This is a genomic window from Rhizobium sp. 05N430 (genome assembly GCF_056396985.1).
Genome location: NZ_JBFTMO010000016.1, coordinates 94,625 through 110,277, shown reverse-complemented (window position 1 = coordinate 110,277; position 15,653 = coordinate 94,625). Strand labels below are relative to the sequence as shown.

Below are 15,653 nucleotides of genomic sequence, written 5' to 3'. Positions count from 1 at the left end.
GAAGGCAGCGGCGATGAGGGAATGCGCTAGGATCGGAATTGTCGGTCACAGAACCAACCACACACTGCGCTCAGAGGTGCGGGGTGATATTGAGAGTGCATTCTCACTTATCGAAAATGCATTACCATCAGGCACGGATTTCACACTAATCTCGGGCCTAGCCGAAGGCGCCGATCAATTCGCGGTTGCCGTGAAACCTCTTGGGTGGAGTCTTGAAGCCATCCTTCCATTCAGTCGCGAAAACTACGAAGGCGACTTCGCAGCAGCGGCTGACGGAAGTAACCGCGATATGCGGCCAGCTCTCAGAGAGATACTGCAGCTAAGCGACCGCGTCACATCAATCGATTCAGGACGGGACGATAAACTCGCTTATTATCGCTCAGGACTTTTCATGACGAGGACGATCGACGTCCTCGTTGCAGTTTGGGACGGGAAGGCTCCAAATGGCCCAGGCGGTACCGGCGATATCGTTAGAGCGGCGGTTGAAGCGAAAATCCCTGTTATTTGGGTTACAAGCAATGGAGACTTTCCCTTGCGCTTGCCTGTCCAGAGGGTCGAGGCGTGGATCTATCAGACGACAGATAATATTGACGTCATGCGCGACCGTATCAAAGAGGCCTTTGAGACGAAGCAGGATCTTGGAAGACACCTTGGAACCGGTCACGGAAAGCCAGACCTGTCAGAAAGCGCCAAGGCGGAGGTGTTTCACAACGAAGATTGGCCGGTTACCAAAGGAATACAGGTATACTCGGCGTTAGCGCGACTTCTGACCCCGCCGCACCGCAGGTATGATAGATCTCAAGCTGTGACCTTGTCGTGGAAGAGGCTTCTTGACGAGATGCCTCGCGCTGCAAAGCTCCACGATGATATCGAGAAGGAAGTTGGTCCTCTTTATGAGAGAGCCGACGGGCTTGCTATGTACTATGCGAACACGTACCGCAGCGCCTACGTCATTGCTTATTTATCCGCGTTTCTCGCTGTTGTTCTGGCGCTTATGGGGCTTGTGATCCCGCATACCTACGCGATTACTACGCAGGTTCACCTCAAAGCGCTTTTGGTCGGCCTGGAGCTCCTCACAATTTTAGTCATCCTTGGACTTGTAACAATAGGAACGCGAAATCGCTGGCACCAAAAATGGATGGAATATAGAGCGGCTGCCGAGATGCTAAGGCACTTATGTTTCCTCGCGTTCTTGGGTGCTCATCGCCGTCCCGATGGTGACCTGCGCCATGGTAGGAACCGGCCGTGGACAAGTATCCTAGTCGATCGTGTGGCCAAGCGGATCGGACTTCCAGATGCTGTAATTGATAATGAATATCTGGGAAAACTTATATCGGCGGTACGGGACTTCGAAATCGAGCCTCAACTCGACTATCATACAACGAATGCCCGCAGACTTTACACAATAAATCACGTTTTGCATGGCGCTGGAGATTGGTGCTTCTACGTCACTGCAGCGTTGCTGGGATGCTTTCTTACTGTATATGGGCTTGATCAAGCCCTTCAACTCGCGGGTCACGACACAGTAATTCACAGCGACCATGATGCTCCCGCGGGCTTGGTCGGGGTACTTTATGGCAGCAAAGTCGCCGTAGGCTTTCTGGCTGCACTCCTGCCGGCATTAGGTGCCGCTCTTTCCGGCATCCGGTTCACGGGAGAATTCGAAACATTGGCCGGTCGGTCGGAGATCATGACGCTTGCTCTCCTTGACTTGCGGAAGGGCTACACCGATCTACTTAAAGCCCCTGATTTTGACCGCACAGCATCCATTGTCATGGAGACTGCGGCAACCTTGTCAGCCGATATTGACGACTGGAAAGTTCTTTACACCAATAAGCGCCTCAGCCTTCCCGCTTAAATATTGGTCCGTCCCGGCGACGCGCGAACATGTCCTTTTATTCAGAGGGCCCCGATATGTCCACGACGTCTCGAACTGTGGATTCCGCTTCCTGACCCTTTGCCAAGAATCCCCACTTCCCGTTAACTTTTACCGGAGCAAAGCCTTCCTTGAACGCGTACGCATCTTCGAACTGAGGGTTGACAGCTTCCGTGACCAGAGAGCCGACATGGCTTACGAACCCGCGCTTCTTCTCAATGCGGATGAGTGCCATGCCGTCTTGAAAAGGATATGCAGCATCATATTTGGGCTGAGCTATCAGCTTTCCCTTTTGGTCAATGTAGCCCCACTTTCCGCCGACTTGAACGGGCGCAAGGCCTTCCGAAAAGCTACGCGCCTTCTCAAATGCAGGCTTAACGATCCACTCCCCAGATTTGTTGATGTATCCCCATCGCTTTCCGTCAGAGGTCGCAGGCGCACACCCTTCGGAGTAGGTCCCGATCGCAGCAAAATCTTTGTCAGGCGAGGAGCCGTCAAGGTCGATGAGTCTAAAACGGCCGTCCTCAAAGCTTATCACCGCAATGCCTTCGGAGAAATCCGATGGCTTTCTGTTCGATAAAGCTGCCCCAAAGTAATTATCGAGCGCCTGTCCTAAACTCGTTCCAAGTACAAAGCCTTCATCGGGGATGGTGATAAATTGCCTGCCTTCATAGCGACGGCCTGCGTAGTCATATCTTTGGGTCGTTTCCGTGGAGCCTGTCGCGTCCACGTAACCGCATTTGTCTCCGATGCGAAATGCGGCCACTCCGTCGCTGAAAGGTTTTACATCATCGAAACGAGGGCTAATGAGCATTTCCGCATTCGACTTCATAAAGCCCCAAACGCCTCCTTTCTCTACGCCAAACCTCCCGTCTGTCCCTGCCATTACTGCTTGGAACTGTGGTGGGACGACCTGAACACCCGATGTATCAATAAATCCCCATTGGCCTTTGACAAGGACAGGCGCGATACCCTCATGGAAATGGCCAGCGTCGTCATATTGTGGATGAATGATCATTTCTTGCGCTCGGAGAAGTCCTGGCGCAAAACAGAAGTAGATCGCTTGCATCGTGACGGAAAAAGCGCCAAAAAAACCGACCGAGAATAGGTGCCTCTGTTGTCTCATTGCAACCCCCACCGCTTTCAGGCGCACCAATCGTAGTTCTAATTAAGCAACTTTCAAGCCCCTGGTGCTCCGTATGAAGTTCAAAACCGGTTTTTGCTCGCGTTCCACTGTGAGAAAGGCAACTCTGCTTCTCATGTGCGCAACCTTTGAAATGGTCTTTTTAGTTGCAGTTGGGCGGGCAGGGGAGAGTCGCTTTCTATTGCCAAGCAAAGATGCTTCGGTCGTCAATGGCTGGATCGAGAAAGAACGCCCAAATTTCCTGCCTCCAGTTAGTGTGACAGGCATCTCGGTCCCGCACCACATGCTTGCTGGCGATTTGATAGCGCGGGGGTTCTGGGCCGCCTCTAGAGGAAACTATAAACGCATTATATTGATTTCGCCGGATCACTTCCACCGCGTGGAGCGAGAGTTTGCTGTAGACCCTCAAAATATCTCGACGGTATTCGGTGAACTCAAAACAGACACCACGGAAATAAAGAAGCTTAGCGCCAATTCGAAATTATTCGAGCAACTTGATCTAAGCCAAGAACACGGTTTGCATGCGCTAGCACCCTTTATTAAGCGGTTCTTTCCCGATGCGGCGGTTATACCGATCGCAGCGTCGAACAAAACAAAGAAGGCGGATTGGGATAAAGCGGTCGCCATGCTATCGTCGATGGTTGATAACGACACCTTGATTATTCAATCGACAGATTACTCGCACTTTCGTTCAGTTGCCGATGCGGCAGCCCGCGACCAAGAAGCTCTCTCGGTTATCGCGCACGGAGATCCCAATGCGGTAGTGGGCCTTTTGCAGCCTGATCATTTAGACTCGAAGGCCGCGCAATACATCCAAATGCGCCTTCAGCACGAGATTGGGGCAAGCTCGGTCGTCATCGGCAACCGGAACTCTTCGGAGTATAGTTCCATTGACGATGTAACAACCAGCTACATCGTCACAGTGTATCACCGTGACGCTGCTGCACTGTCTCTACTGAGGTATGCGGACCAGAGAACCGCCTTCTTCGGCGGCGATTTTTTGGCCGGTCGCTATTTCTTGCCGATCCTTCTGAACAAAAACTCGAGGAGGGCGGTCCTCGACGCGGTGACCAAGATCACACTCGGCGCTCCGATGATCATAAACTTAGAAGGCGTTCTAACGAATGAGAACATTTTGAAGACGCCAGTGGGCTCCCACTTAATGAACTTGGCCATCGCAGGTCCCGTGTTGAAGGAGCTGAATGTCGTAGCGGCTGGCATTGCCAACAATCACAGCTACGATTTTGGATTGGAGGGGGTAAAACTTACCACGGCGTCTCTTCGCGAGCTCGGTATAGCGGTGCTCAGACATGGCGAGCTTTCGGACGTCGCGGGATTAAGGGTGCTTCCTATTTCATTGGTGCCATCGACTAAACACCCCACCCAACCTCTTACGACTCTTGATCGCGTTGGTGATCTTTGCAAGCTACCCGCTCAACCTCCATTCGCTCTTTTCGTTCACTGGGGTGCCGAGTACACAAATGCCTTCGGAGACGAAGAGTTGGCCATGCTCCAAAATATGGCTCCGTGTGGAGCAACTTTCATAGTAGGTGCGCACAGTCACCGAGCGGCCACCGAAATCATGAACCAAGGAGGACAGACCCAAGCAGTTTTCTCCTTAGGAAATTTCCTTTTCGATCAGAATTCAACCCGTGGAAATGGTAGTTTGCTGGAAGTGCGGTCGTTCTCGCAGGGAACTGCCATCGCTCGGCTAGTACCGATACCAAACCTTTTCGACCTTGGTAGAGCGGCATTGGAGAATGCCGCTCAATCAGGCACTTCAGAATACAAGTCGGGGAAAGGCTTAGGTTTAAAATAAAGCACCTCAAGAGGTCTGGACGCTACGTCACGCCCGTCGGCGAGTTGCGCCACTATGCGCAGTTTGTGCGTCGACGACATTTCTGCATCTAACTGGATGCGCCACCGCGCCGTTACACCTGCCGGTACATCATCTGACAATGGCACGGCGATCTTGTAATTTTCGGCATCCGTCCGCAGCATAAATGGCTTCTTGAAACGCGCCTCAGCGGTTCCGCCTTCGCCGCATTCAGCCTCTGTGTCGCGGCTGCCAAAGCCCAGAGCCAAATTGAACAGGGACTTTTTAGAATGACTCTGCCCGTTTGTATCTTCCCAATCGTACGATATCTCTGCATGATACGGCAGAACGAAGTTTGCGCCTCTTATGCCAACTGCTTCGTTAAGCTTTCCGAAGATGCCCGCTCTCTTCGCTTCATCGAGGCATTTGTCATCAGACACGCCTTTGCCGCAATAAAACTGCGTTTCGCGCAGCCGAGTTACGTCCGCACCAGAAGACCGCACGTCAGCTTCGTTATCAAGATCTAGTGAAGTCTCAAAAGCCCCAGGACTCTTATCGAACGATCCGTTGACCGGGCTTCCATCTGCCTTAACAAATGAACCCTTTAGTTTGATGTTCTTGACTTTGGCCCATCCGTAGTTCTCAAGTTTTACCTTGGTGTCAAACCCTGGCCCCCCGCAGCCGCCCCAGTTTGGGCCGACTGCCTGAAGGGCAGGTTCGCGGTCTGATTTACTCTTTTCTACGTTCAGAAACACGCCTGTCACCCGCAGTGGACGAGGAGATTTGTTTCGAATGTCGAACACAAGTGGCACTGGCTTGTACTTGTCCGGCGGCCCCAGAAAACTGCGATTGCCTTGAACCGAGTCTTGTTCGTCGTCCGTCAGTCCAATGTCACCATGCCCACGCCAAGCTTCGAGGAGCCGTTCGTCATCAGGAAAAACCTTGAGGCCTGCCTCGCTGCTCTCGGACGTGTAACTCATAACACTCGCCCACGCGTTCTGATCCTTCACGGGACGGCGATCAACGGACACGCCAAGTTGGACGTCAGGATAGTCAGAAAAGGATGCGAGTTCCGCCCTCTGCCAATGTTTGGTCGGCAACGTTTTGCGGGATCCGTTGATCTCGGTACCGTTTTTCCAAATTGCTGTATACGTGACTCCCTCTGGGAGCCGCATCACGCCGCTCCCCTCGCGACTTCCAAGAGTGAAGCCTCCTTCGTAGATTTGGCCGGCGCTGTCGATGTATTTGCCAATACCGTCCCTGCGACCTTTCTTGAAGGTGCCGACATATTCATCGCCATTTGCGAGGTGGAGTCGCCCCCGGCCATGCATCACGCCGCCTTGCCATTCGCCCCTATAGAATGCTCCTGACGCCTCGATGAATTCACCAATGCCGTTCGCCATGCCATTGCGCATCTGTCCTCGATATTCAGCGACAATCGCATCCGTTTCGTAGGAGATCGATCCTTGCGTTCGCCATACAATTTGCCCTTCGCCTGAAACTGCGCCATCTTGGTCACTGATACCGTCCTTGGAAACCCAGCTTATGTCCAAGGACCGTTGTGCCAGTGGGTCCCAGATGCGGATCAGCCTTCGGTTCAGCTTCTGAAGGCGCGAGTCCCAGACAAGCTGTGATTTGGTTCGCCATGCGCCGTCTTGCGGCTGCTCGAATACCATCTCTCCGATGTTCAGACTTCCGACTGGAACCCTCTCGATATCTGACGCTAAACAAATTGTCGGCAAAATCCCGCCTATTGACGTCGACACCGCCAATAGCCAGCACGATGCTTTCCCCCGATGAACCTTCATATCAGTCCCCTAAAGTTGGATCCGTTTCCGCATAGCGCCAGATACTTCGGATCCGCGCAGCCCAATGGTTTAAATCGGTTGACTGGAGTCGGAACTCGCCAATCGTGCTGCCGATCGCTAGCGTTTCATCATCTCTCCAGTCCATTGCACTCGCTGTGCCAGATCCTCTGAAAATAGGGCGAATCTGGAAGTCGGTGCGAAATTGGTCATCTTTGTTCCAAACTGTAATTCGTCCGTCGGACGACAACGCAGCGAGACGCTTCCCGTTAGGAGAGAAGCGTACAGTCTTAGGGGTCGGGCTCCCCGTTGCCAGCCGCTCGGCTGATTTGTCGTCGCTCGTGTTCTTTATCAGGACATCACCTGAAGAGTCGCTGTAGGCCAGAAGTCTGCTGTCAGGGGATATCGCTAAACTCGATACACCGAGAGAAGTGACGTTGCTATCGGGAGTTTTTACGGCCATTACCGCAAGTCCCGATTCCGGATCGATGCGTCGAAGCGAGCCATCTGTGTAGCTAGCCAAAAGAGTGCGGGACTTAGGGTCCCAAGCAGAGCCCCAAGGTGTGCTGTCGAGGGCACCATCATTAATGAGCTGTAGCTGTCCGCCACCAGCCGGTAGCAGGCCAACCCTTCCCCCGATGGCCATTAGAGCGATGGAGTGTTCATCAATCCACGTCGCTTCATGCATCTCACCAGCGTTATCAATGGCAGTGTATATGACTTGTTCTCCGGGTCGGTGCAGTAGAACGAGCCCACATCCGTCAACAACCGCCGCCATCTGACCGGCGCGGCTGAACGCTATCCGGGACACTCTCGATGCCGGCCATTTTACTGGCAGAGCGCTTAGCGATCCATCATTGCCGAAGTAGATCTGCCCATCGGAACTCCCGATTGCTATTGATCTTGCCCCTGTGCTTATCTCCAGGCTGGTCAACGAGGAACTTCCCAACTCCAGGAATTGCTGGACGCTTTTATCTTGTCTGCTAAACCAGCCTCTCAACTCACCATCAACCGATGCCGAGGCAAGCCTCAATCCTTCAGAATCCCAGGCAACCGCTACAATTGTTGACGTATGGCCTATCAGTCGAAGTGCTGCTGTACGATCTTCGGTGGTCGCCGCGGACCTTACGCAAATGGTTACAGCATCACAAATATAAGCCAACTGCGCCGATGTGGGTGACCATGCGACGAGCGGAGTTCCCACACCGGATCCTTTCTCATCCAACAGCGTCTTGCCTGCCTGCAGACCTGAGACACCTATAACGCGGATTGAGTTGGAGTTCGATGCGGTGGCGAGTAAGCTCTCATCGTGCGACCAGTCGAGAGCGACGAGCGGCTCGGGTATTCTGTAGGAAAAGATTGTCTTAAGGTCGGCGGTTGAGATAACGGAAATGACTCCGTTTTCATGTCCTACCGCAAGTTTGGTGCCAGAAGCACTTAGCGCGACCGCAGTGCTGTTGTCATCGTCGATCGTTTTTGTAACACAGTTCAGTCTCGGTTCAGGAGTGTGGGTGCATTGCCAGATGGTCACCCCATCGGAGTGTACGGCTGCGAGCACGTTGCCCTCGCGACTTGCCGATACAATCGAACCTCGCCCCTGTAAGGTTACTCCCGTTGGCCCACCTTCTGCATAGGCGGTCAGGTCTCCATCTAGGGCAGTGACCTGCCCGTCACGGAAGATCGTCAGCAAGCCTTGGCTCGTAGAAAACGCCGCTATCGACGACCTATCGGTGCCGTCAGACGGCGGCTTCGCACTATCAACGCTGACGACAGTTGGCCGGCCGACCTTGACGAACCGTTGAACGGTGCCTTCCCTTGAAAGGCTGATCAGTTCTCCGCCATCCCAGACCAAGCTCACGGGGGCTTCACCTGCAAAGTGATAAATGAAATCCAGATTTGGCGAAATGGCTGATCCCGAAGTGAACAGTTGCGAGCGACCGATAGCATCGTTTTTGCTCCCGACCGCGTTTAGCGCTAATAGCGCGGCAGCTTCGGAATGTGCTTCGCGCTGGGCGTCAGCTGACTTGGCAAGAGATAGTGAAGCCGACGCAGCCAATCGCGCCTCATTAGCTTTGCTGTACTGGACCCACGAGAACGCAGCAAAAATTGCTACCACGACCAAGCAGCAAATAGCCGCCGCCAGAAATTGTTTGAGCGTCCGAAACTTCCGCTGTTCGCGGGCGGTCTCGGCTTCTTGACAGCGATTGAGGTACTCAACGTCCGTAGGTTCAAGAAGACGCGCAAAATCCTCGTTATTGCGCGAGCGCTGAGCCTCAAGGAGGCGTAAGCCTGTATGGGACAGCCATTCCTTGTTCTTACCGCTAGACGCCCAATCGCGTGCCTGTCGTTTAACGCCGTAGATCGCGCTGTAATCGCCAAGGTTTTCTTGCAGCCACTTGTCCAGATCACCCCATTGTCTTAGCAGCGCCTCATGGGCAGGCTCAATGGTCTCTTCCCGGGTGACAGGGTCGCGATCCACGGCAAGAAGGCGCTCCTCGACCATGATTTTCATTAGAGGCTGTGCCTCGGTCGGAATCTCCGATAGACGTGCTACACGTCGCCGCGGTGAGTTCGTTTCAGGATCTATCGAGGCCAACCAAGGAATCAACCCGCGACGAAGCAACACGAACTGTGCAGCTCGATCGCTCGGAAGGCGAGGATCATCTGTTGCCTTAACTAAGACCCTTTCAATAGCAGCTTCGATCGAGCCTCGTATACGTCCGAGCTTTATATAGTGTGGCAGGGTGATCTCACCGCTGTCGCCAAACTCTCTGTAAAGCCGTTGGAGAGTGAACGAAAGAAGCGGAAGCGAGTCCTTAGCGCCGCCGGCTTGGATATCCTCCAGGAGCGCATGGACGAGCTGCTCGTCTACTTGCAGCTTGCGTCCGCTTTCTGTCTGCCTACGAGCGGGCCCGCGAATGATATTGCCATACTCGCCTATTGGCATCGCAGACAGGCTGAAGAGTTCCTGCGGTAAGTCTTTCAACTGCGGCGTGAGCTGCAGGTGTTCGTAGCTATCAGTTCGAATGGTAACAACAACAATTAGGCACGGCCTGCCTTCCTCCGCGGGCGCGGTGACGAGTTCACCTATAATTTTCAAGAACTCTGAGGCTTCGCTGTTAGCTGTCAGCGAGACCAACTCCTCAGCTTGATCTACCGTTACGACTAAAGATCGAGGAGTATCGCTGTCCCTACTCAGCGCTTCATCATCGGTAGCTATCGCGGCCAACATTTGCCAGATGCCGCTCGGTCCGTCATCAATGGCTTTACGTACGTCGTGCCTGCTTACGGCTTTACCTTCGCTTCGGAGGGCATGGAGCAATGTATCCACAAGCCCTGTGTCTCCCGTGATTGGAAAGTTGCCCGGTCGAATAGTTGGCAGTACCGCAAAGTGCCGCCTGTCACGTTTGACCCTTGGGACAATCCCCGCACGTAGGAAGGATGATTTGCCGGCCCCGGAAGCGCCCAAAATGGCGACGATTTTGGAAGTCCCACGGCCATTAATCTCTCGCAGTAGGCTTAGCGCGGATGCTATTGATCCGTCTCGTCCAAAATAGACACCGGCTTCGTCCTCCTGTACCGGAGCAAGGCCCGGATAGGGGGAACGGTGAGGCGACCCCTGTGGTGGCCAACCGAAATAGTTTGCTTTTATGCCGATCTCTTCGAGGCCGTGCCGCAGTTTCTCAGTAGCATGGCGGGAAAAATCTCGCGTCTCCATCCTGCCATCGAGGTCCGCTGACAATCGCAGATCGTGAGGCTCCTTGGTAAGGTCGACAATCTGCCACTCCGGCATCAAAGCGAGTGCGTCGCTTATTGGAATGGCTTTAATTATACAGGCGAGAATTGGCTTGTGCTGTGTGTTGGCGAGATAGAATTCCGTTCGGCACCAGTCCGATGCTAACCACTCTGGTGACAGGAGTACGAGGACCGCCTCCGCCGCCTTTATACCGTTCGCGATTTCATTGCGCCATTGGGTTCCAGCTTTGATGCCTTGCGTCTTGTCGAAATCGATAAAGAAATCGTTCCAGCCCTGTGACTCGAGCCAAACGTGTAGTAGTTTTGTCTCCACGTTATTGTGGCTTGAGTGACTGACAAATATTTTCGACATCTAGAAGAGTCCAAAATCGGCGAGATGCTGGTTTGAACAGTGAAGTCTGGCTATAGGCTTATAGCTAACCCCCACGACAGATTTCACCATGTAAAGAGGTAATGCAACCAAAAATCTATTTCATGGGATCAGATATCCTTTCGGACGTTTCTATAAGTGGCAATCCCGATATTAGGGTGCGCTTTTGTGAAGCTCGGACGTCCGGGCAGGGCAGTTCGCACCGCGCGACGTCGAATTAGATGACCCACGCGCGTGGCCAAAGATAAGTTGGCTGGCCGCACCGTCATCTCCGCTAAGCTAAAAACGCGTCTCCGACGCGAGCTTTCTGGCGACCCCAGTTCTTCCGTAAGTGTCGCCCTATCTTTCCTCCGCTTCAATCAAGTGCTGACACTTTGCAGGCCAGTGAGGGAGGAGAACCTTCCTCTCTCCGCAGTCTACTTTTTCGGTTTTGGCTTGGCCGCAATTGCCGGAGCACTCGTGCCTGCCCAGGCGAGATTGTTGACGAAACTGCTACAGGCGTCTGGTACGCCCACGAGGAAGATCGCCGACATCAATCGACCATTAATGTGCTCACGCGCCGTTTTTACATCGGCATCGGTAGCACCAAGGGCACGCGCCTTAGCCAGGTTCTGTTCCGCATCAGCTCTCATGGTTGCCACAGAGCCGTATCCACCATAAGCAGGGCAGTTCATCGCCGCGGCCTCAGCGCCAGCGTAGCGGTTTAGGTAAGCTTCCATTGGTGACGACGGTGCAGCAGTCGCGCAGGCCGTCAGAGATGCTGCCAGTAAGAAGGCAGCAAACGACTTGATCATTTCGGAAATCCCCAGTCCAATATACACTATGGAAAATACATTCGGGTCTGGGTTTTCACAAGCAGTGATTGAGTTTTTGGTTAAGCGTCAAACAGGTTCATCTACGGACAACGGCTCGCAACTTGGCGCTCGTTGCGACTAAAATCGCCTGTGGCTAAGAGCAATCTGCGGTCCACGTCTCGCTAGGGAACTACTCGGCAAGAGGACCGGCGAATATCGCGTCGCTTTCATCTTTGTTGGCACGCACCGGGCAGGTATACGTCATCCAACTAGGCACTGAGCAAACTCAGCTGGCAGCTGAGCCCTCGTTGGCGTTTCCAAAGCGCAAAGGGCCACCGAGCCTGACGCGGCGTCCTTATTCGAGACCATACCCAGGTATAGTGGCGGGATAAGTTCACAAATGGCAACTTCCTCTGTGAACGATTATCGATCAAACGGAGCTTATGAAATGAAAGCTATGACGATTGTTTTGGCAAGCGCTTTAGCGCTGCTCTTAGCAGGATGCGCAAGCACTGTGCCTCATTATGGCCCGTCGTATGGAAGTGCGGGAGCTGCCGCCATGAACGCTTCTACGGCCCACTGATGGTTGATGCGCCGATGGCTAAGAGCTTAGTTAGCACAGTTTGACAGGGCGTATGAACCAGCGACTGAAATCGAGGTGCTTGCTTGCTGCAGAAAACCTGATCTGTTCGATTCGATGAGCGATCGCGTTTTAATTGTCATAGAGATTGCTCGCGGCCTCGCACACGGAAATTATCAATCACATTAAGATAATCCTTGCGAAATTCACGAGGGCGCCCCAGCATTTCGCTATCGTTGATCCAAATCAAGGACACGAAGCAAGGAGAAGAAGGTGTTAGTTGTCATTCCGTTTCCAGGCGCCGCTTGTATCGGGGGCGTCAATCCACAAAATTGCCAATCGGCGCGACGCCAGCATTTAGAAGAACGACGCTAGAGAGTAACGATCGAGTTAGTCTCTAGCGTGCGACGTTATTTTTCGTCTTCCTGGTTGCTTAACTCTGCGAATTAAATCACCTCTAAGGCCACAGCTATGCCCTGGCCGCCGCCAATGCAGAGGCTGACGAGTCCGCGTTTCAGTCCGTCACGCTTCATCGAATGAGCCAATCTCGTTATCAAGACCGCGCCGGTTGCGCCAATCGGGTGACCATGTGCAACAGCCCCGCCTTCGACGTTTACGATATCCTGGGAAAGCCCGAGTTCACGAAGGACGACGATCGGTATGGCAGCGTAGGCCTCATTGATCTCGACACGATCCAAGTCGCCGATCGACCAGCGGGCACGGCCCAATGCTTGCAGGGTCGCGGGAACCGGTCCAAGACCGAACTTACCTGGCTCAACGGCGGCAATCCCGTAGGAAACAATGCGAGCAATAGGCGTTAAGTCGGCCTTGTCCGCTGCTTGACGGCTCGCGACGATCATTGCGGACGCGCCACTGTTCAGCCCGGGCGCGTTGCCCGCAGTAATAGAGCCCTCGGGGCGAAACGCGGGTCGCAGTCGCGACAATCCTTCCATGCTGGTATCAGGCCGCGGAGGTTCGTCGACAGCGAATTCTGTTTCTCCTCCTTTCTTGTTCTTGATCCTGACCGAGACGATTTCGTCCTTAAACAGACCAATCGCATTCGCCTGTGAAAAACGCTGCTGCGAGCGATACGCCCAAGCATCCTGCGCTTCACGGGAGACATCCTTTTCGGCGACCAAATCCTCTGTATGCCATCCGGAGTGCTGTCCGGAAAATGCGTCATCAAGACCGTCTCGCAGCATGCTATCGTAGATCTCTGCAGGCCCCATTCTATAGCCCCACCGGCCTCCTTCCATGAGATAGGGGGCGCGGTCCATATTCTCCATGCCGCCGGCGACCACAAAGTCACTCTCTCCCAGCATGACCTCGCGTGCGGCGCTGACGACGGCTTGGGCGCCGGACCCACAAACGCGGTTGACAGTGAGGGCGGGAACACTCACTGCCAGTCCGCCACCAATCGCTGCTTGCCGCGCAGGGTTCATTTTGTTGCCCGCTTGGACAACGTTGCCCATGACGACGCTACCGATGCGTGATTTGTCCAGACCGGAGCGAGTAACTGTTTCCTCAATCACTCTTGCACCAAGCTCGGTGGCAGGTACCGTCTTCAGCGAGCCGTTGTAGGATCCAATAGGGGTTCTGACCGGGTTGCAAATTACGATATCGATTGTGCTCACGCTACAAACTCCGTGCTTGCTGAGACCTCATGAGCGGACGCGCGTGGTTCCGGCGCGTCCAGCCTGGGAAGTGTGTGGGATGTGCCGCCACGTGCGTTGCGACGTATCGACTGCGGTGGCTGACGGAAAACCCGCAGAAATGCTTGACGCATCCGCTCTCGATCGACGAACCCGCATTCTCGGGCGACGAAATCGACGGGGTGACGGCCATCTTCCAGCATCAGTCGCGCAGCTTCCGCACGCAGTGTTTCGATAGCTTTGGCAGGAGTCTGGCCCGTTTCCGACCTGAAAATGCGACTGAATTGCCGGGGGCTGATATTAACCGCAGCGGCCAGGTCCTCGACGGAAAGCGGCGCCTTGAGATTTTCTTTGGCGTAGGCGAGGGCGGTCTGCACGCGATCAGACTTGGGATCCATTTCGAGTAGTGCCGAAAACTGCAGCTGCCCGCCGGACCTGTAGTTGTACATTACCAGCCGCTTTGCCACGTTCCTTGCCATCTCATGTCCCAAGTCTGCTTCGACCATGGCCAACAGCATGTCGAAACCAGCAGTCATGCCGGCGGATGTCCACGTTTTGCCGTCGACGACATAAATGCAGTCAGCATTCACGTTAACGTCAGGAAACTTCGCCTGCATGCGCGGCGCGGCCGCCCAGTGCGTGGTCGCCCGCTTGCCGTCCAGTAGTCCGGCTTCCGCGAGATGCAGGGCGCCAGTGCATATCGCTCCGACGCGCCGCACATTCGGAACGGCCTTCCTGAGGTAGGAGACGATTGCGGAATCCTGTTGGGCGCCCGCACTCAGTGTTCCGGCGACGATTAGGGTATCGAAGTCCTGGTCGCCAAACTTCTCGGTCGCGACAGTGATCCCGAGCCTTGCAGATATCGGTCCGCCCTTCGCAGACAACAGGCGGACCTTGTAGAATTCGGACCCATAGCAAGCGTTGGCGGTATCGAAAACAGCGAGACAACCCACCCCAATAACTGTGAAGTCGGGATATACAACAAATCCAATCGACGGCATGGCGGATGTCCTTTAATCCTATTATGCCATGAATTTATGCCATATTCGAACGTGCGTAAACGGCCATATTCGGCGGGTTGAAACCTAAAGCAGCAGGCCGAGCGGCTTTAGTGGTCCGAGAGGCGTCAGCTCGAATTCCATGAAGCCTGCTACGCCAAGCGGAAGCGCCTCAAGCAGTTCCTTTGCCTCTTGGCGATCTGCGACGTTCAGGATGAATACGACGCCCTTTGGACCTTCTGTTTTGTAGAACCAATGCTCGATCTTGCCTGCAAGATAGAGACGAAGAGTTTCTCTGACTTCGAAGGGGCGGACGGCGTCGCGTTCGGCCGCGGTGCCTTTTGCCGTGATCGATCCCACGGCGAGCATCTTCGTCGTCGGAATACTTACCTCTTCAAGGTTTTTGAACTCACCGACCGGGGGTGGGTTGTCTTTGCTGTAGAACGACATCGTCACTTCTCCGGGTTCGTCATGATCATGCGGATGGGGCTGATTGGTCCGAGCGGGATCATGTCGAACTTCATAACGCCGGCGACACCCATCGGAAGCTTATCCAAAAGGGCGTGGGCTTCGTCAGCCGTTTGCACGTTCATCAGAAATACAACGCCGCTTTTGTCTTGCTTGACGTACCACTGATCGATTTTGCCCTCGAAATAGAGGTCGGCCGTCTCCTTTGCCTCGCGGGGCACCATCGGCAGCCACACCTTCGGAGATGTGCTCGGTGTAAAGGAGCCGATCGCCAGAACCTTGGTTGTCGGGACTTCGAGCAGTTTCGGGTCCGGAGAGGCGGTCTGGGCCTGCGAGGATGCTGCAAGCAGAACACTGGCGGTGAATGCCAAAAGCGGCCACGGGCGTTGATTTA

The 15,653-nt window shown here is 54.2% G+C and carries 10 protein-coding genes; 2 read left to right on the top strand and 8 right to left on the bottom strand.

Going from position 1 to position 15,653, the window contains the following annotated elements; translation table 11 throughout:
* Positions 1 to 13 precede the first annotated feature (13 nt).
* The gene (locus AC1DJO_RS24980; protein ID WP_477973437.1) at positions 14 to 1,858 is read left to right on the top strand and encodes a hypothetical protein; all 1,845 of its coding nucleotides are present in this window, start codon (positions 14 to 16) and stop codon (positions 1,856 to 1,858) included.
* 37 nt (positions 1,859 to 1,895) lie between these two features.
* Here AC1DJO_RS24980 and AC1DJO_RS24975 read toward each other — a convergent pair whose 3' ends face one another.
* Entirely contained in the window at positions 1,896 to 3,002 is a 1,107-nt protein-coding gene (locus AC1DJO_RS24975; protein WP_477973435.1) for a WG repeat-containing protein, read from the bottom strand.
* Between the two features lie 73 nt (positions 3,003 to 3,075).
* Between AC1DJO_RS24975 and amrB the strand changes: the two genes are divergently transcribed.
* Positions 3,076 to 4,839 carry an AmmeMemoRadiSam system protein B gene (amrB, locus tag AC1DJO_RS24970; RefSeq protein ID WP_477973433.1) on the top strand — a complete coding sequence of 588 codons (1,764 nt, stop codon included), beginning with the start codon at positions 3,076 to 3,078 and terminating at the stop codon, positions 4,837 to 4,839.
* On the opposite strand, the gene AC1DJO_RS24965 is transcribed toward amrB, so the two are convergent.
* The 7 genes from AC1DJO_RS24965 to AC1DJO_RS24935 form a co-directional block, all read right to left on the bottom strand.
* Positions 4,788 to 6,644 (bottom strand): MORN repeat-containing protein, encoded by a 1,857-nt coding sequence (locus tag AC1DJO_RS24965; protein ID WP_477973431.1) that lies wholly within the window; start codon positions 6,642 to 6,644, stop codon positions 4,788 to 4,790. The genes amrB and AC1DJO_RS24965 overlap by 52 nt on opposite strands.
* 1 nt (position 6,645) lies before the next feature.
* Positions 6,646 to 10,749 (bottom strand): nSTAND1 domain-containing NTPase, encoded by a 4,104-nt coding sequence (locus AC1DJO_RS24960; RefSeq protein WP_477973429.1) that lies wholly within the window; start codon positions 10,747 to 10,749, stop codon positions 6,646 to 6,648.
* A gap of 434 nt (positions 10,750 to 11,183) precedes the next feature.
* Positions 11,184 to 11,561, bottom strand: coding sequence for a hypothetical protein (locus AC1DJO_RS24955; RefSeq protein WP_477973427.1), 378 nt, complete (start codon positions 11,559 to 11,561; stop codon positions 11,184 to 11,186).
* Positions 11,562 to 12,587: 1,026 nt separating this feature from the next.
* A complete protein-coding gene (locus tag AC1DJO_RS24950; protein WP_477973425.1) occupies positions 12,588 to 13,775 on the bottom strand; it encodes a thiolase family protein in 1,188 nt (395 codons plus the stop codon).
* On the bottom strand, positions 13,772 to 14,794 hold the full coding sequence (locus tag AC1DJO_RS24945) for a GlxA family transcriptional regulator (RefSeq protein ID WP_477973423.1): 1,023 nt from the start codon (positions 14,792 to 14,794) through the stop codon (positions 13,772 to 13,774). Before AC1DJO_RS24945 ends, AC1DJO_RS24950 begins: the two co-directional genes overlap by 4 nt.
* A gap of 84 nt (positions 14,795 to 14,878) precedes the next feature.
* Positions 14,879 to 15,241 (bottom strand): hypothetical protein, encoded by a 363-nt coding sequence (locus AC1DJO_RS24940; RefSeq protein WP_477973421.1) that lies wholly within the window; start codon positions 15,239 to 15,241, stop codon positions 14,879 to 14,881.
* 2 nt (positions 15,242 to 15,243) lie between these two features.
* Positions 15,244 to 15,630 (bottom strand): hypothetical protein, encoded by a 387-nt coding sequence (locus tag AC1DJO_RS24935; protein ID WP_477973419.1) that lies wholly within the window; start codon positions 15,628 to 15,630, stop codon positions 15,244 to 15,246.
* Positions 15,631 to 15,653: the final 23 nt, after the last annotated feature.

Bases quoted from the DNA above. Each gene is read 5' to 3' on its own strand.
- AC1DJO_RS24980 (WP_477973437.1), top strand. From the start codon at position 14: ATGAGGGAATGCGCTAGGATCGGAATTGTCGGTCACAGAACCAACCAC.
- AC1DJO_RS24975 (WP_477973435.1), bottom strand. From the start codon at position 3,002: ATGAGACAACAGAGGCACCTATTCTCGGTCGGTTTTTTTGGCGCTTTT.
- amrB (WP_477973433.1), top strand. From the start codon at position 3,076: ATGAAGTTCAAAACCGGTTTTTGCTCGCGTTCCACTGTGAGAAAGGCA.
- AC1DJO_RS24965 (WP_477973431.1), bottom strand. From the start codon at position 6,644: ATGAAGGTTCATCGGGGGAAAGCATCGTGCTGGCTATTGGCGGTGTCG.
- AC1DJO_RS24960 (WP_477973429.1), bottom strand. From the start codon at position 10,749: ATGTCGAAAATATTTGTCAGTCACTCAAGCCACAATAACGTGGAGACA.
- AC1DJO_RS24955 (WP_477973427.1), bottom strand. From the start codon at position 11,561: ATGATCAAGTCGTTTGCTGCCTTCTTACTGGCAGCATCTCTGACGGCC.
- AC1DJO_RS24945 (WP_477973423.1), bottom strand. From the start codon at position 14,794: ATGCCGTCGATTGGATTTGTTGTATATCCCGACTTCACAGTTATTGGG.
- AC1DJO_RS24940 (WP_477973421.1), bottom strand. From the start codon at position 15,241: ATGTCGTTCTACAGCAAAGACAACCCACCCCCGGTCGGTGAGTTCAAA.